Origin of the sequence: Paenibacillus allorhizosphaerae (assembly GCF_042659105.1) — a bacterium.
In the GTDB taxonomy this organism is placed as follows: domain Bacteria; phylum Bacillota; class Bacilli; order Paenibacillales; family NBRC-103111; genus Paenibacillus_G; species Paenibacillus_G allorhizosphaerae.
Genome location: NZ_JBHSRV010000003.1, coordinates 247,673 through 265,030, shown reverse-complemented (window position 1 = coordinate 265,030; position 17,358 = coordinate 247,673). Strand labels below are relative to the sequence as shown.

Annotated in this window: 11 protein-coding genes; 5 read left to right on the top strand and 6 right to left on the bottom strand. The window is 50.8% G+C overall.

From position 1 onward, the window contains the following. Positions 1-101: 101 nt before the first annotated feature. The 4 genes from ACFQI7_RS14475 (at position 102) to ACFQI7_RS14460 (ending at position 8,325) form a co-directional block, all read left to right on the top strand. The gene (locus tag ACFQI7_RS14475; RefSeq protein WP_218097630.1) at positions 102-1,406 is read left to right on the top strand and encodes an ABC transporter substrate-binding protein; all 1,305 of its coding nucleotides are present in this window, start codon (positions 102-104) and stop codon (positions 1,404-1,406) included. A 67-nt stretch (positions 1,407-1,473) separates the two neighbouring features. Next, complete coding sequence (locus tag ACFQI7_RS14470; protein ID WP_218097629.1) at positions 1,474-4,581, top strand: heparinase II/III family protein; 3,108 nt, start codon at positions 1,474-1,476, stop codon at positions 4,579-4,581. Between the two features lie 297 nt (positions 4,582-4,878). Beyond that, complete coding sequence (locus tag ACFQI7_RS14465; RefSeq protein ID WP_218097628.1) at positions 4,879-7,260, top strand: response regulator; 2,382 nt, start codon at positions 4,879-4,881, stop codon at positions 7,258-7,260. A 333-nt stretch (positions 7,261-7,593) separates the two neighbouring features. After that, positions 7,594-8,325, top strand: coding sequence for a C40 family peptidase (locus ACFQI7_RS14460; RefSeq protein ID WP_218097627.1), 732 nt, complete (start codon positions 7,594-7,596; stop codon positions 8,323-8,325). 74 nt (positions 8,326-8,399) lie between these two features. Here the strand turns inward: ACFQI7_RS14460 and ACFQI7_RS14455 are convergent, their stop codons facing one another. From ACFQI7_RS14455 to ACFQI7_RS14430, 6 genes are all read right to left on the bottom strand, one after another. After that, positions 8,400-10,757 (bottom strand): PEP/pyruvate-binding domain-containing protein, encoded by a 2,358-nt coding sequence (locus ACFQI7_RS14455; RefSeq protein ID WP_218097626.1) that lies wholly within the window; start codon positions 10,755-10,757, stop codon positions 8,400-8,402. Positions 10,758-10,775: 18 nt separating this feature from the next. Continuing rightward, positions 10,776-11,408, bottom strand: a complete 633-nt coding sequence (locus ACFQI7_RS14450; RefSeq protein WP_377516994.1) for a TetR/AcrR family transcriptional regulator — start codon at positions 11,406-11,408, stop codon at positions 10,776-10,778. A gap of 232 nt (positions 11,409-11,640) precedes the next feature. Further along, on the bottom strand, positions 11,641-12,564 hold the full coding sequence (locus ACFQI7_RS14445) for a DMT family transporter (RefSeq protein WP_218097624.1): 924 nt from the start codon (positions 12,562-12,564) through the stop codon (positions 11,641-11,643). Positions 12,565-12,680: 116 nt separating this feature from the next. Then, a complete protein-coding gene (locus ACFQI7_RS14440; protein WP_218097623.1) occupies positions 12,681-13,979 on the bottom strand; it encodes an MDR family MFS transporter in 1,299 nt (432 codons plus the stop codon). A 510-nt stretch (positions 13,980-14,489) separates the two neighbouring features. Next, positions 14,490-14,978 carry a hypothetical protein gene (locus ACFQI7_RS14435; RefSeq protein WP_218097622.1) on the bottom strand — a complete coding sequence of 163 codons (489 nt, stop codon included), beginning with the start codon at positions 14,976-14,978 and terminating at the stop codon, positions 14,490-14,492. Between the two features lie 5 nt (positions 14,979-14,983). Next, positions 14,984-15,292, bottom strand: a complete 309-nt coding sequence (locus tag ACFQI7_RS14430) for a hypothetical protein (RefSeq protein WP_218097621.1) — start codon at positions 15,290-15,292, stop codon at positions 14,984-14,986. Positions 15,293-15,539: 247 nt separating this feature from the next. On the opposite strand from ACFQI7_RS14430, the gene ACFQI7_RS14425 reads away from it, so the two are divergent. Further along, on the top strand, positions 15,540-17,000 hold the full coding sequence (locus ACFQI7_RS14425; RefSeq protein ID WP_218097620.1) for a sulfatase-like hydrolase/transferase: 1,461 nt from the start codon (positions 15,540-15,542) through the stop codon (positions 16,998-17,000). The last annotated feature ends 358 nt before the right edge of the window (positions 17,001-17,358 follow it).

Genomic DNA, 17,358 nt, shown 5'->3' with positions numbered 1-17,358 from the left:
CCGTTATCGGGTTTCAAAGGCATAGGTTGAGCGTTCATACCGGATTGCCCTGCGTGTCGCCTGGCCTCGTGCCAACTATATATCAATAGGGGGACTAAGCAATGAAAAGATATCGTTTATTGGGAGCAAGTTCATCCGTAACCATGCTGCTTTTCTCGCTTTCGCTTGCGACGGCATGCTCTCAGAGCGGCGGCGACAAGCCGGTTCAGGAAGCGCCACAGGCCGGCACCAAAACCAAAGAACCGGTAGAACTGGTCGTTTACAACGTCTCCAATGCGGGCGCAACCGCGGAAGCGTTCATGGAAAGCGACATCGGCAAAGAAATAAAGGCGAAATTTCCACATGTCACGATTAAATTCATCGCGACCGGCAAAGGAACGACGCCCGCCGAGCTGGCGATTTCCGGGCAACCCATCGACCTCATCATTTCCTCCATTTACTCGTATCCGGTGCTGGCAGACAACAGCTTGCTGTACGACATGTCCGACCTGATCGCTAAAAATAAATATGACATCGGCCGGCTTGAGCCGTCGGCCATCGAATTTCAAAAGCTGTTCGGCAACGGCGCGATCTACGGCTTCCCGGTAAGCAGCACCCCGGTAGCGCTCTTTTACAATAAAGACATTTTCGACAAGTTCGGCGTCCCTTATCCGAAGGACGGCATGACATGGGACGAAACGTACGAGCTGGCCAAGAAGCTGACGCGCACCGATGGCGGCACGCCGTATTACGGCTTCGCCACCCGCTACCCATTCATGTACAATACGAATCAACTGTCGCTTTCCTACTATAATCCGAAAACGCAAAGCGTCACCGTCTCCGACGACAAGTTTAAGCTGTTCATGGAAAATTTCACGCGTTTTGTGCAAATTCCGGGCAACGAGAAAGCGACGACCGATATGTTCATGAAAGAAAAGAACGTTGCGATGATGGCGTACCAGATCGGCCGCTGGGATTTCGACAGCTGGGACATGGTCAGCATGCCTACCTTTAAAGAAGCGCCCGGAGTGGGACCGCAAAATTATTCGACCTTTATGAACATCTCCAGCACAAGCAAATATAAAGATCAAGCCTTCGAAATATTAATGGCATTAACTTCCGACGAATACCAAATGAACATTTCCAAGAGCGGAACGCTGCCGATCGTGCGAACGCCTGAGGTCATTAAAGCGTTCGGTCAAACTGCCGATGCGGCAAGCGGCAGAAATTTCAGAGGGAAAAATGTTAGCGCTTTCTTTCCGCAAAAGCGGCCTACCCCGTCATTCGTGACGAAGTACGACGACGCCATCGCGAAAAGAATGAACACCGCTTTTGCCGATATGGCCGCAGGTACGAAGGATGCGGTTACGGCGCTGCGCGAAGCGCAGGAAACGGCGTCGAAAGATGTGGCGGCTTTCAAAAAATAAAGCCGGCGCGAGACAGCACGGCTTACCATTCAGCAGCGGCGATAAAGCAAGGAAGGGAGTGGGATACATGAGGCTTGCGGCCATAGCCGGGTTCGTGCTCTTATTTGCGGCGCTGCTGGTCGTTGCTCCGGCGATGAGATCGGATAGCTTGCGGCAAAAAAATACGACTCCAGGGCAGGGGACTGACCCAGGCCCCGGCACGGGCAAAGTTCCGGAACGAATGCAGCTGGGGGACGGTGCGGTGAACGCTAACGACGGAAGCTGGCGGAAGATCATCGCCAGGGGGAGCATGGACATCGCGCAGGACCCCCAGACCATACATCGAGCAGGCGCGGCCATTCGCATGGAAGCTCTTTCTTCGGCGGAAGGAGCCATTTGGAAGCATTATCCGGTTTCCGGCGGAATGCCGTACGTCGTCGATGTATGGATGAAAGCCGACGGCTTGAAAACCGGCAAGTCGGCGGTGAAGACCGTTGTCACACCGCTCCAAAACGAACAGGAGCTGACGAAGTCGCTGACGCCGATCCGGTTCGAGAGCCCCGTGCACGAACGGGATACGGAATTCACAAGGTTGCGCGCTTATTTCATCGCGCCGAAGGAAGCCGACAGCGTCAAAGTGCAATTTCAGCTCGCCGGCCCGGGAAAAGTCTGGTTTGCGGAAGCGTCAGTCGAGAGACGTCCGCAGTGGCAGGAGAGGATCGGCAAATACGACAGTTCACGGGTGAAGCATCCGGTCGCGGGCGATCTTGCCAAGATGTTCGCTTCGTGGCAGTGGGCGCCGATCGCCAAAGAAACCGAAGCGGATATTCGGAAGGCCATCGCCCCTTTGATGCGGATGGATGAAAATGAGCTTGTAGCCGCCGCTCAAGCAGATGCCGCGAAACGGAAATACGTGGACGATCATACGGAATATGAAGCGATGGCCCGCCGGTTGTCTATGATGTACAGTAAAACGAAGGACGAAGCATACGCCCGCCGGGCGATCTTGATTATGGTTCAATTCGCCAGCGGCCATCCCGACGTGCCCAAACTGATTAAAGATAACGACTTATTTCACTCGCACGGCAAATACATACCGATGGACGTGCTGTACGGGTACGATATGATTTACAATTCCGGCGCGTGGCAGCAGCTCGACGCGAAGCTGGGAATCTCGTCGCGCGATCTTGTGGAAGGATGGATCCGGTCCGCCGTACTCGATCTGTATAATCTGTGCAACGATGAATATTACAGTAATATTGTACCATATGGGCTGCGCAACGCATTCGGAGCCGCGGTCGTACTTGGAGACCCGGACATCATACGTTTATTTTTGCCGTGGGCCGATACGATGTTCAGCGGACGGCAGTTCCATGCCGACGGCATGTGGCAGGAAGGAACGCCGTCGTACAACAACCAGGTCGCGGCCAATGCGCTGCTAGCGTTCCAGCTGCTCAAAGAATCGTATCAAGACCCGGAGGGGTATATCGATTCCCGCTACGGCCGTCTAGACCGGACCGATTTGTCTGTGAGATACCCGATTCTGGCCAAATCCAAAGAAGTCGCAAGCATCATGTCGTTTCCGACCGGCGCGCCTGTCGCTTTACATGATACGTGGCCCAAAGATCCGAGTGAAGTTTCGCCGATTTTGAAAAACAAACTGAAAAATATCGAGCTGTGGCATTTCGGCCACTTTGCGCTGACCCATGGCGATGAGCGAAGTGCGACACAAGTCCATCTGACGTTTCCGCCGCTGTCCGAAGGACTGCCTTACACGGCGGGACATTACCACGGCAATCATCTGGGGCTCATCTTATGGGGAGCCGGTATGGAAATGCTGCCTGACGCCGGTTACCCGAAGGGGCCGAACCGTTACTTTTCGATGGATACGGTATACCATAACGCTCCTTGGGTCTGGTCCAAAGACGCGGAGCCTTACAAGCAATCGCAAAGTTTGTTCACGCGGCCTTCGCTGCTTGCTTACGATCCGGGCGATGCCAGCAAGAAGCAGGTGCAGTTGATCGAAGCCTCCGAGCCGGGCCCGGCCCGCGACCAAGCCGAGGTCAAGCGGCGTCTGCTCATGCTTGTGCAGATCGAAGGGAACCGCTCTTATGCGGTGGACGTGAGCCGGCTAAAGGGAGGGCAGGCACATGAGCTGTTCATGCACTCGTCGGAGGATGAGGACACGGAGATGAGCGCATCGCTGCCTTTAACCGGTCACGACGGCACGGTCCAGGATTATATGAAGACGATCGGCAAGGAACAAGGGTTATCGTTCTACCGGGATAAAATGAGATCGCCGCAAACGGGAGACGGCAGCTCCGACTTCCAATTTACTTGGACGGGAGCGTCAAGCGGTTCGAGCATAGGAGCTTATATGAACGGAGTACCAGGCGGAGAAGTCATCTTCTCGCAAATCCCGTCGATCCGCCGAAGCGGCAACGATCCGGCCAAAGCCGATGATTTTCCCGCATGGCATCTGTATCGCAGGCATGTGGTCAGTTCCGGGGAAGCGACCCGTTATGGCGCAATTTATGAAACGTGGCGAAAAGAAGAGACGCCGCTGCTTCGTTCGGTTACTTGGCTAATCCAGAATCAAACGGACGATATGACGGCGGCGGCTGTGATTGAAACGGAGCGGTATACCGACACGATATACATCAGCGACGATACGAAAGAACGAATAGTCGCGGGCATGCGCTTCTCGGGTAAAATAGCCTTCGTTCGCAAGGAATCGTCGACCGGCAGCGTGTTATGGGGTTACGTATACGGCCAAGGTATGATCCGTGCCGGAGATTTTAACGTTCAAGGGTTGCCCGACTCTAAACGGAAGGTATTGCGTGCGGAAGGCTCGCTTAACAAAACGACGGCGAATACGCTGACGGTCGACGGCAAGCTTCCGGACGACGGCTCGCTTAACGGCGCGTGGCTGCGCACAGAGTTTCCCGACCGTTCCGGTTACGGCATGCGAATCGAAAAAATAGAAGGCGGCAGCACCATCGTTCTGCAGCAGCCGCCCGGCTTCGAAGTGACGCCCGCCGGCGCCAGAATGCTCTTCTTCCCGAGCGCCGTCGATCCTGTCAACGGAAACCATAAGCTCCATCGGTCGGACTCCCGCTTTTACACCGATCGGGTTTATTCGGGTGACGTCTGGATGGAGCTGCGCCGGCCCGTCTTTGTGAAGGCCAACAGGTGAAGCATCAACGAAAAATTTACATACGGCTGTTTCGGTTCCTTACCTGGAAGTCCATCCTTATCGGGATGGGCTTTTCTGTATTTTTCAAAAAGGAAATTCGCCTTCGAAGAAGAAGGCTGTTACCTCGCAAATGTGGAGAAGCGGTCCGGGTGTTCCGTACATATGTTTCCAAAAAACAATTAAAAAAACGGCAAGCAAATGCCGATATATAGTCGAAAGACCTATACGGTTGAACACGGTTTTAAAGTCGGGATTCAGCAGGAAGTGGGTACATGAAGAGGGGAAGTGGGTTGTCCGTTGGAACATGTTCATGGTTCTTACGATGTGGTGCTTGTGTTTTGTTCGTATGTCGTAGCCGTTGTGGCTTCGTACACGGTTCTTGATTTGGCAGGAAGAATCAGCACGGCCAGGGGAATCAGGCGGCTGCTGTGGACTTTATTCGGGGCCGTCGCCATGGGGATGGGGATATGGTCGATGCATTTTGTCGGCATGCTCGCCTTTACGTTATCCGTCCAGGTCCCGTATAATTTGAGGCTTGTCCTGTTGTCCATTTTGGCCGCGGTGATCGCGTCATTCATCGCGTTGTTTATCGTTGGGCGCCATCGCCTGAAGCCGGGGCAATTGCTCGGAGGCGGCGTGCTGCTTGCGACGGGCATATCGGCTATGCACTATATCGGAATGGCCGCGATGCAGATCGATATTACATATGATCCGTTCTATTTCGCGCTTTCCATCGTCATTGCTCTTGTTGCGTCCGTTGCCGCCTTATGGCTTGCGTTCTATTTCCGCAAGGATGGGGAACAAGGAGAAGAAGTATGGAAGAAGCTGGGGAGCGGCTTCATTATGGGCGCCGCGGTTGTCGGCATGCACTACACGGGGATGGCGGCCGCAAGTTTTCACATGGACGGTAAAATGACGTTATCGACAGGTACGATGCTCGATCAAAAGCTGCTTGCTTACTTTATTTCCGGCGGTACCTTATTTACGCTCGGCTTGTCTTTGCTTGGCATATTTATCTCCAAACGATTTTCTTCCAAAGACTCGGAAATTCAAGAAAAAGCGCATGAAATTTATGTCATGAATCAGGAACTGCGGATGCTGAACGAAAATTTGGAGCAGCTGGTTCAGGAGCGTACGGCACAGCTGGAAAAAGCGCATGATGAGGCGATCAAGGCGAATATGATCAAAAGCCAGTTTTTGGCCAATATGAGTCATGAGCTGCGGACTCCGCTCAATGCGATTATCGGGTACAGCGAAATGCTGATCGAGGAAGCGGAAGATTTGGGGGAACCGACCTTCGTCGAGGACCTCGGCAAAATTAACAAGTCGGGGAAACATCTGCTTGCGCTCATTAACGATATTTTGGATATATCGAAGATTGAAGCCGGGAAAATGGAAATCTATTACGAGACCTGCGAATTGAACGCATTGATCCAAGATGTGGCAAGTACGGCGAGGCCGTTGATCGAGAAAAACGGGAACCGGTTGGATATTCGCAGTATTGACAGCGACATGATCACCGATGTAACGAAACTGCGGCAAATATTGTTCAACCTGCTCAGCAATGCGAGCAAGTTTACGGAAAACGGCACAATCGAGTGCGAGATTGCCCACGAAACGAGAGAGGACACCGCGGGGTACAGCTTCAAAGTCAAGGACTCCGGAATCGGGATGACCCCGGATCAAGTGGAGAAGCTGTTCCAGCCGTTTACGCAGGCTGACGCCTCGACAACCCGCAAATACGGCGGCACCGGGTTGGGACTCGCGATCAGCAGGCGCTTTTGCAACATTATGGGCGGCGACATCTTCGTGGAAAGCGAGTATGGAGCCGGCAGTACGTTTACGTGCTGGCTTCCGATAGCCCCACCTGGGCAAACCCTCGATGCGGAGAAGCCATCCTCGCAACCGGTATTTGAAGGCAATCCGGGCGAGGTTAGCATTTTGCTCATTGATGACGAACCTTTCAATCAACAATTGATGCGCCGGTATTTGGCCAAAGAAGGATGGACGCTGGCATTTGCCGATAGCGGACCGCAAGGGCTGGAACTGGCGAAGAAACTTCGCCCGAAAGTGATTTGTCTGGATATTCTCATGCCGAGCATGGATGGCTGGAGCGTGTTGTCGCTGCTCAAGAGCGATCCGGAACTGGCGGACATTCCCGTCGTCATCTGGTCAATGACGAGCGACAGGCAGCTCGGTTATACGCTCGGGGCATCCGAGTTTGTAGCAAAGCCCATTCAACGCGATCGGCTCATTGAGGTGATGAACAAATATGTTCCGAATCGGGCCGATCATTCCGTTCTGGTGATTGAGGACGATACGACTACAAGTGAAATGATGGCCAAGCTGCTCGAAAAGGAAGGGTATTCCGTCACACAGGCAGGAAACGGACGCATCGCATTGGAATGTATGAAGCGGGAAGTGCCGGAATTGATCTTGTTAGACTTGATGATGCCGGAGATGGATGGATTTCAATTCGTAGCGGAGCTGCGCAAGCAGGAGGCATGGAGCAGTATACCGATCATCGTATGTACGGCAAAAACAATCACATCCGAGGACCGGCTGAAACTGAACGGTTTTGTGAAAAGCGTCATTCAAAAAGGCTCATTCGATCACAAAGATCTGCTATCGGACGTCAGTCAATACATCGCGGCCGCTCTAGCACCCAAAGCAAAATAACGACCTACGGTCGATTTGGAAGAAGGCATTCGATATTCGGATGTCTTTTTTTTCATCGAATGCTTCGATGCAGAAGCGTTTCTTACTATATATAAGTCGAAATTCTGGTGGCTGATTCACGTAATTCCTTCTGCGGTTGGCTAGAACTGCAATGGATTATGTTTGTCAAGTTAATTTGTCGATTGACTTTCTAATCGTTTTCTAATAATAGCGGTTTATACCAGAAGGACGCAGGGTTTGTGTCCATTGTAACAATTTATGGATGCAAAAACTATGTTATCGTGGTTGTAGCGCATCACCCAAACCAAGCGATTAACTAGGAGGGACACATAGATGAATACCAATAAACAACGAATTACTAAAACCGTCATGGGAATCAGTTTCAGCTTGCTGTTGGCCGTGTCCGGAACGGTAGCGGTTGCGCCGCAATCCGCTCATGCCGCAGTAGCTTCCAAAGCTTCCGTGGCCGATCATATTATATCGACAGGAAAGCAATATATGAACGTTCGATATTTGCATGGAGCCGATGCAGGAAGAACGGATGCGTTTGACTGCTCCTCGTTTACACAATATGTTTTCAAGCAAAACGGAATAGAACTGCCGCGCTCGTCCAGACAGCAATCGAAAGTCGGAAAAGTAGTGAAGAAAAGCGAACTGCAGCCGGGCGATCTGGTGTTCTCCGACACAGACCGGGACGGCACGATCAACCATGTATCGATTTATATGGGGAACGGCAAGCTGCTTCACACGTACAAAGTCGGCATTGGCGTAACGATTTCCGATTTTAAGGGCAGCATTTGGGATGAAACGTTCGTAACGGCGCGCGACGTGATCGGCGGCGACCGGCAGAGCAATACGGATTCGCAGACGCCGGTGAAGGAAACGCCAAAACCGGCCAAAGAGCCGGCACCTGCCGTAGAACAACCATCTTATAACGATTCGTATACGCCTCCGTACTACCAGGACCGTGACCGCAATCGGAACGATCAATCGGATTCGGGTAATCAAAGGGAGACAAGAAATCCTTACGATTGGTTTAACCAGTTCTTTAACAATTTATACTGATTCGTTTGTATGAGAAAATGCCTCCGGGACTGCGCTAGCAGACTTGCCGGAGGCATTTTTTTATTTGCAGAGAGTTAATTTGGTATGATATGCACCTTGCCTTGTGCCCCGTCAACGATAACCCGGTCCCCGGTTCTAAGTTTGGCCGTAGCATTGCCGCAGCCGACAACAGCCGGAATGCCGAGTTCGCGCGCTACGATGGCGGCATGTGACAACGGTGCCCCGATGTCGGTTATGATCGCCGCGGCGCGAGGGAAGAGAGGGGTCCATCCCACATTCGTTGTCGAGGCAACCAATATTTCGCCGGGCAGCAGCTGTTCTCCTTCTTCCGGTTGGCTCAGAACGCGAACGCAACCTTCGATTTTTCCTGCAGCGCCGGCAAAACCGGTTAGCGTTACGGAATCAGCCATTGTTGCCGGAATGGACGGATCATAGAAGTCAAGCCTGCGATTCGGGTCCTGTGCCCAATTGGCCGGATCGAATCGTCCCCGGATAATCGACGGAAAGGGCGGTAGGGACTTGTATCGTTCGTACGTGTTTTGTCTGGCGGGAATATGTTTTACCGCGGACTCATTGCCGGCAAGCACCTGCAGCACTTCGCTCAGGTAAAGAAAAAAGATGTCTTCCCCGATTCCCGCAAACTCTCCAGCTTTTAGCGCAAAAGCGCGATTCACCCGGAGCACCCGCGTCCATTCGGAACGTACGGCTTCGCGAAGACGGCCATATTCGGCGGCTTGCGCGATTTTCTTGGCTATCCGATCGGCTTTGTCTGGATATCGACGTAGTACTCTTTCCCACGCTTCCTCATATTGTGCATGCTGTTTCGCCAGAAGCGTCTCTACATCCGTATTCGACTCTTGGAATTCCGCTATTTGTTTTTCCAGCCAGCTACGTTCTTCCCCCGGATGCGGGATGGACAGTTCGAATTCATGAGGCCCGCGGTGCCCGTATTGCATCAAATATTGCTCGCGGCTCATCTGTCCTTTTATAATCTTCGAAATCCCGACAAGAGGCCCCAGACTGGCAAGTCCCGAAGTTCCTCGAAGGTTGGAGAGTAACGTAGTCGCGTCTTCGGATCCTACAAGTTGGGAAAGCTTTTCTTTAAGCTTGAAGGACACGACAATTTTACGGCCGCCGGCAAGCGCCACCCATAGTGCTTTTATATTAGCGTGATACAGTTGATTGTTCCATATTTCGAGCAGTTGTTCTTTCGTTTGCGCGTTTCCGATGTGCACGGTCATTTCCTTGCACCAGTCGGGCGTTTCCTTGAGATGATCCGGTATCGAGGCAAACGCATCACGCATTTTCTTCATGCGATACATAATTTTGGGTACCATGGATTTGATTAGTCCGTATCGTGTAAAAGGGAACACTGGGATCGTTGCTTCTTCGGGAAATTGACCGAAGACGTTGCTCATTTTTTTCAACAACGACTTGGCATCTTTACCGAATACCGGGTACAGGGATAATGCAATACTTATATTCGAATACACTCTCCCGCAAATATTGCCGGACATCAAATAGTATCCGGGAAGAGGGCTTTGTTCTTCATCAAGCATTCGGATGATCGACCAGCTGAGCGGTGTGAATACATCCGACATAGCTTCCCCTACGTTGGTATTGGTCCATAAGAAATCGCCAGTCAGCGAATCGTTCCATTCGAACGTATCCGGGTTACCCGGAGACAATGTTGTTATAGGCCGTGCTTGAAGAATGTATAATTTGCCTCGGGCAACAGCCCATTCTATATCTTGCGGACCGTCTAAATCTTTTTCAAGCTTAGCCGCGATGGAGAACAGCTGGTTTGCGTATCGTTTTAACGCGTTCGGACCGTTATAAATTCCCTTAGGTCTCGCGAATGAAAAAGATTCCGCATTGGATTCGCCGGAAACTAGCTGTTCGCCGAGACCGTACACGTAATTGCCTGTCATGGTTCGATAGCTGCCGGTCACGGGATCGGCGGTAAACAAGACGCCGGATATTTCGGACGGAACCATTAGCTGAACGACGACAGCGATTTGATGCGATTGATCGATGCCTTGAACGATGCTGTAAGCTTTCACGCGTTCGGATTCACGCGATGCGTATACGGTATCAATGGCGTCTCTGACTGATTCGTCCGTTGAAGTATTCAGCACCGTTTCAAATTCACCGGCAAATGATGCCTGAGCCGAGTCTTCGCTTAACGCGGAAGATCGGACAGCGAACCGAGCTGTGGTGTTGCGGCTGCGAATGGTGTTCAAGCGAGCTTGAATCTCAGTCCAGGCGGAAGGGCGGAGTTCTCCGTCTTGAAAGGCTTTCGGCAACACGACGAAGCCTTCCGGTACCGGATACCCTTGCTGGTACATTAAAGCAAGCATTCCGCCCTTACCGCCTGCAAAGGCGCGATACTCAGGGGTCAATTCGTTAAAGCTTTTGATCATATTTACCATAATCATCAGCTCCCATCATTACATTTCGCGGTAAAACGTCTTACGAAGCACATCCAAATACTGATCCAGATCGGCCATGACTTCATCGTAATAGTGTTGGTCAAATGTAATGGAATTTATTTTTTGCTGTTCCCTGGACGAAAATCCTTCGAATGTCCATATCATAATTTGAATCGCCCGCTGAATATCCGTGCCTTCTTTGAATTTTGACGTATCGAAATCGACGAATAATCGATCGTATAAAGCGGCCGCGCGGTCTTTGTTTCGACGATTTAGCTCGTGCTTGATTTCAGCGGATTGCTCCAAATAAGCCGAAAGGGTGAAATTGAACATTTCCGGATGTTTCTTGATGATTTCGATTTTAAGCTCGGAGTAATGCCGGAGCCGCATCAATATATCGTTTTCATCCCAGCGGATTTTTTCGAAAAATTCTCGGATCAGCATATCCAGAATGTAATCGTACAAATATAAGTACAAATCTTTTTTGTTGTTAAAATAATGGAACAGCAAACCTTTAGAGATGTTCGCTTCGGTTACGATCTCATTCGTAGACGCATTTTTATACCCTTTTTGCGCGAATTCCTTCATTGCCGCGTTTAAAATCCGTTCTTGTTTTTCCGGTTCCAAACTTAAAAATTTGGAGAACATCATATTTCCTTCTTTCCAGAAATTAGATTGACCGCATTGGTCAACGCATAACTGCATAATAACAGTATTGACCAGAGTGGTCAATGCTGGTTTTTGCCCATTCCGTTAGGAATAGAGACCTTTAACAGACATGAAAAAGGCATCCAATTCAATTCAATGATTGGATGCCTTTGCTGCATAAGTGTGGCTCAGCGGCTGGCAGCGTAACGAGCCATTATTCGGATGGATGAACGGATCAGGAGCTCGATTGATTCATCATATTGGGCATCGCCGCTGCTTGCTTCAGCGCCGCGGATTTATGGTTGACCAAATAGATGCTTACCCCGATTAAGACCAGCCCAATGACCAAATTGACGGTAAAGGGCTCTTTCAAAAACAGCGTGCCGCTGAACACCGAAATCAGTGGAACGAGAAACGTATAAGAAGCAACCTTGCTGGCGTCGCCCGACTTCACGAGCTTAAAATAAACGGCCCAGGATGCCGATATCCCGATCACGATGCCAAAGACAAGGCCGAATACGTAAGGAACGTTCCAAACGATGGACTCAAAGCCTTCTGATAAAGAACCGGCTCCTGTCAGGACGATCCCCCCGACGAAGCATTGAAAGGCGACGAGCCACAAGGAATCGACGCGGCCGCTCTCCTTTTTCACGTATACGGTGCCGAGCGCCCAACTGAGTCCCGTGATCAGCGCGAGGATAATGCCGACGGCTGCAATATGACCGGAGAAGCCACCGGCACTCACCGTCGCGACGCCGAGAAAGCCGATGATCAACCCGACGATTTTGGAAGCCGTCATCGGTTCACCGAGCCACAGCCAGGCAAAAATCCCGACTAGCACGGGTTGAAGATAAACCAGAACGGAGAACAGGCCCGATGGCATGTACATCAACCCGACCGTCTGCAGCCCGTAAAATAAAATGACGTTAAAGACGGAAGAAATCAAATACACCGGCCAATTTTGTTTCCAACGGATCAGGTTCCTTCTAGGATATAATAAAGCCGCCAGCATAAGGCCGCCCAGCAGCGTGCGCATTCCTGCGAATAGTAGAGGTGGCGTATACGCCAGCGCTATTTTATAAATCGGCCAGGAAGCGCCCCACACCGCAACAAGGAATGTAATGAGGAAGAAGGACTGGATTCGAGATAATTTCTGCATGATGTGTCTATCGCTCCTTTAAAAAACAATAAAACCATCATACTCCTCCATTCGCCATATCTCAACACCAAATGTCAACGGATGTCGAATGGTAATGCGTGAGCATCTCTCTTGATCTACATCGCGATCGATTGCGTCGTAGATTCATCCCGAGCGATGGATCGCCGCCTATCCAACTGCGGCATAATTCGCGAGTAGATCCATATGCCGGAAAGTCCCGTCGCCGCGAACATGAACACCATCATTTCTTTCGGCAAAAAGGTGCCGAGCGTGATATTCAGCCCGGCGATCATCATCGCGCCGCGATAAACGAGATTGAACATCGCCATGTAGGAGCTTCTTGCTTCGGTCGGCGGCAGATCGGCAAGATAGGCTTGTCTGACGGGAACATTCATCAGCTCGCCGATCGTTACGACCAGCATGGCCACAATGAGCGTCCAGCCGTGGTTGCTGTAGGAAATCGTCAGAAATCCCGCGGTGAAGATGAACAGTCCGGTGAAAAATGATTGTTTTTCTCCATTGCGGTCGATAAGACGGTTGACGAAAATCGCGAACAATACGACTAACGCTGTATTCTCCGTCCGTAAAATGCCAAGAATGCTGACTCCGTTCACCGGCACGGTATAGCCGAACAGCGATAACGCCTGCGCGGGCATCTCGTCGTTCAGACGGACGCTGATATAGCTTGTCAAGTTGAACTCCAGCGAAAGCACAAGCATGGTCGCCAAAGTGAAAAGCATGAAGGGAGTGTCCCGGGCGACCGTCTTATAATTTTGCGCCACGTCAGCCACAAGGCGGGGCTTCTTCACCGCGAAGGACTTCCCGGATGCAGGCCGGCTTTCCGTAATGAAGAACAACACGAGAATGACGGAAAGCAGCGAAGCGAAAGCCAGCGTGACGAAAATTTCAAATAAATAATGACTGAAGAAAAAACCGCCTACAATGCCGCCGACCGCGACCGATAAATTGGAAGTCCAATATGTAATGCCGTATATAAACCGCCGGTGCTGCGGCGGGGTAACGTCGATCAGCATCGCGGTCGAGGCTGGATCCGACAAGCCGGAACAGATGCTGCCCAGCATCATCATCGCCATCGTGATCCAGGCAGCCGTGACCGGGGGAATCGCTCCTGGAATATTGGCTAGAGCCATCGACGTGATGGCGGCAAGGCGCAACACCTCTGCGAAAGCGATTACTTTTTTTCGTCCTGCGATATCCGCGAAGTAACCGCCGTAGAAACCGGCAAAAAAACCGACGGCGACGTTGATCATGATCAGCGCTCCGGTTAAGCCGCTTCCCAGTCGCTCTGCCGAATAAATTGCCATAAACGGATAAACCATGCCGCCGATCACATCGGAAATAAACTTTTCAAGCAGCCGAATCTTGACGTTGGGATGAAAATCTTTGAATTTCATTGCAGCAGATCCTCTCGAAGAAATAATGATAGCGCCAGCAAAATGTTTCTGTAAAATAACATTTCATAATTAATGGACAATGATGAAATTATACTTCATGGACGGCCGTTTGTCAGTACTTTGTCCAACAAGGGGAAAGGAATTTTTCTGGACAAGCGTTGGGCGCCATGCAGCGTCAAGAAATGTGTTCGAGACAAGGGCGGAGTCTCGTCATTTTCAAGTTGTCCGTTCCATAGTATAATGAGAACAACAAGTCTACCGGACAGCTAGAGACGCCGCATAAATAATGCAGCGTCTTTTTTTGCACGCAGGGTTTGGCTTGCGACGGAGGGCGAATGATGAAGGAATATCGGTCGAAGGCCGATTATTTTGTTGGGCCGCGCATCATCGGATGCTATTCGCTCCCAAAAGAAACGGCAAAACAGCCCCGCAGACGAACGCATACCCGCACACCCAGGCATCCAGAGGATGAAGTGGGGGACACGCTCGCAAACACGAAGCTTATAAACTTTAGCAGCTGATTATTTTCATCGACGGATTGATCCAGGGTGCCGAAGAAGGGGAGTTTGCTCGGGGGAACAGCTTTTTTTTCTTAGCGTAATACCGGTGTATCTCGCTGAGATAGTATAGCGCGCTCGGGAACATGCCCGGGTCGAAATCGGCGATAAGCGTTTTGAACGGATGCAGCAATCGGTGAATTCTTGGCTCCAATGCAGTTCCCGTTTTCCGAAGCCGGACCGACATATAATGCCGTGATTCATTTCCAAGCAGCGAAGCGTACATTTTATTTTTTTGAAGCTGTATGTTTTGGATGGTTGATAGTGACAGCAAGAGGTTGGTTATTCCTGTGCCGATCGCCGGATGGATACCTCGGTTCCGTTTCACCGCAATGAGCCATTGGACATATTGCTCCATAAAATGGACCATGGCCAAATCCAGCGCGGTATCGGCTTGCATCAGTTTTTGAAAAACGCTCTGCTGACGGCTTGTATGTTCCATGATGCTTATTCCCCATCATTATTTTGTGATTTTAACGCGCTTATGGTTTCCAGCTTGCGAAGCAGGAACAGCTCTTTGAACATCAGCGTCTCCATGATTCGGCCAATCGTCACATTGAACGTAATAATCTGGTCATTCGTAGGATCTGTCGGGAAATTCAAATGTTTGCCAACAAACGCCTGAACATTTTCCGCTTCAGCATTCACGAGGTGAGCGATAGCCATTTCTTCAAGAGCGATGGATTCTAACAAATCAATGCCCGCTTCTTCAAGGCTGGGCCTGTTTTTTCCACTTGGTATTTCCGGCATACCCATGGCGCATTCCCTCTTTTCGATTGAACCTAAGTTTATTGTATGACGTATATGGAAATTGGTTAATTTTATGAACCGTTGTACTTGCCTGCCGCACACCCAAATTCATATTTATTAAAATACCGACATAATGACAAGCCGCCTAATACATAATGATATTCCACGATGCGCACGGATTGTATAAACTATGGTTAATTTCTTCGGCTTGCGTTTCAATTCCTACAATAATAATAGAAGGGAAAGATTATCGATGAGGATTTTGCTGCTCGATCTGGATTCCTTGAGACCGGACCATCTCGGATGCTACGGATATCACCGCAATACGTCGCCTCATATCGATCAAGTAGCCGAACAAGGCGTCACGTTTACCAATTATTATACGTCCGATGCGCCATGTTTCCCGTCGCGCACTGCGCTGATGACGGGCCGTTTCGGCATACATAACGGAGTGGTCGGGCATGGCGGCACAGCGGCCGATGTAAGGCATGACGGTCCCGAACGGAAGTTCAGAGATTTGACTGGCCGCGAGTGCTTGCCGATGCTGCTTCGGAACGCCGGATTCAAAACTTCGCTGATCAGCCCGTTCGCTGAGCGGCATGCAGCCTGGACGTTTAATGCCGGATTTAACGAAATATTCAACACCGGCCTAGGGGGAATGGAGTCTGCGGAAGTCGTGACCCCCGTCGTTACCGAGTGGATCCGCAATAACGCTGCGCAAGATAATTGGTTCCTTTATGTGAATTACTGGGATGCTCATACGCCATACCGAGCACCGCTTTCGTATGGCAACCCGTTCGAGAACGATCCGCTACCGGCTTGGATTACGGCGGAAGTGTTGGAACGGCATAAGCAAAAGGTCGGTCCGCATAGCGCCAGCGAAATTAATATGTACAATAACCGCACGCTACCGAAGTTTCCTCGGCATCCTGGCGAAATCAAAGATGAATCGGGCTTGCGTCAAATGATTGACGGTTATGATACGGCGATCCGTTATATCGACGATCAGATCGGAGCCATCTTTGCCTTGCTCGAAGAGGCCGGCGTCATGGATGAAGTCGCGATTATCATTACCGCCGATCACGGCGAGAACCAGGGCGAGCTTGGCATTTACGGCGAACATGGCACGGCCGATCAGGGAACGTGCCGGATTCCGATGATTATCCGTTGGCCGGGGGCAGAGCAAGGTCATGTCGATCACGGTCTGCATTACCATCTCGATCTCGGACCGACGCTTGCGGAATTGTTCCAGCGTCCTCCGATGAAAAGCTGGGACGGGCAAAGCTACGCGCCCGCAATCCTGGAAGGAAAGGAATGCGGGCGCGAGGCGCTTGTCGTATCGCAATGCGCCCATGTATGCCAGCGCAGCGTCCGATTCGGCGATTGGCTGTATATTCGCACTTATCATGACGGATATCATTTGTTCGATAAAGAAATGCTGTTTAATATCAAAGAAGACCCGCATGAACAGGTGAACTTGGCTCAGGAACGACGGGATGTGTGCATGGAAGCGGTGTACCGGTTAAACGATTGGCACGACGACATGATGAATTCAATGAAGCATGACGTCGACCCGCTCTGGACGGTCATGAAAGAAGGGGGACCGTTCCACGCCAAGGGGCATTTAAAGAAGTACGCCGAATGGCTGGAAGCGTCGGGTAGAGGGCATGCGATTGAGGAACTGGCGCGTCGCCATCCGGCCGAATGGGCATAAAAAGTAGATCAGGGAACGATTCGTGCGCACGCAGCCTAAAGGATGCGGGCAAGCGGGACGTTCCCTTTTTTTGAGTGCTGGACGAACACGGAGGATTAAATGTAATAAATCTAGACATTCGGGTATGTACATTCGCACCATCGCCATGTATAATGCAATTAATCATACTAAACTTATGTGAAATATGTGCATTTATTATCCGTTCCAGGTAACGGCACCGCACATACATAAGGAACGATAGGGGAGAACTTGTTGACCCGCGAGGTGACAAGTTTTTTTCGTCAGAACATCGATCGGTTCAAATCGTGTTTTATTACGATTACTAATAGAACCTATAAAATCATATGATTTGATCCGA

Bases quoted from the DNA above. Each gene is read 5' to 3' on its own strand.
- ACFQI7_RS14475 (WP_218097630.1), top strand. From the start codon at position 102: ATGAAAAGATATCGTTTATTGGGAGCAAGTTCATCCGTAACCATGCTG.
- ACFQI7_RS14470 (WP_218097629.1), top strand. From the start codon at position 1,474: ATGAGGCTTGCGGCCATAGCCGGGTTCGTGCTCTTATTTGCGGCGCTG.
- ACFQI7_RS14460 (WP_218097627.1), top strand. From the start codon at position 7,594: ATGAATACCAATAAACAACGAATTACTAAAACCGTCATGGGAATCAGT.
- ACFQI7_RS14455 (WP_218097626.1), bottom strand. From the start codon at position 10,757: ATGGTAAATATGATCAAAAGCTTTAACGAATTGACCCCTGAGTATCGC.
- ACFQI7_RS14450 (WP_377516994.1), bottom strand. From the start codon at position 11,408: ATGATGTTCTCCAAATTTTTAAGTTTGGAACCGGAAAAACAAGAACGG.
- ACFQI7_RS14445 (WP_218097624.1), bottom strand. From the start codon at position 12,564: ATGCAGAAATTATCTCGAATCCAGTCCTTCTTCCTCATTACATTCCTT.
- ACFQI7_RS14440 (WP_218097623.1), bottom strand. From the start codon at position 13,979: ATGAAATTCAAAGATTTTCATCCCAACGTCAAGATTCGGCTGCTTGAA.
- ACFQI7_RS14435 (WP_218097622.1), bottom strand. From the start codon at position 14,978: ATGGAACATACAAGCCGTCAGCAGAGCGTTTTTCAAAAACTGATGCAA.
- ACFQI7_RS14430 (WP_218097621.1), bottom strand. From the start codon at position 15,292: ATGGGTATGCCGGAAATACCAAGTGGAAAAAACAGGCCCAGCCTTGAA.
- ACFQI7_RS14425 (WP_218097620.1), top strand. From the start codon at position 15,540: ATGAGGATTTTGCTGCTCGATCTGGATTCCTTGAGACCGGACCATCTC.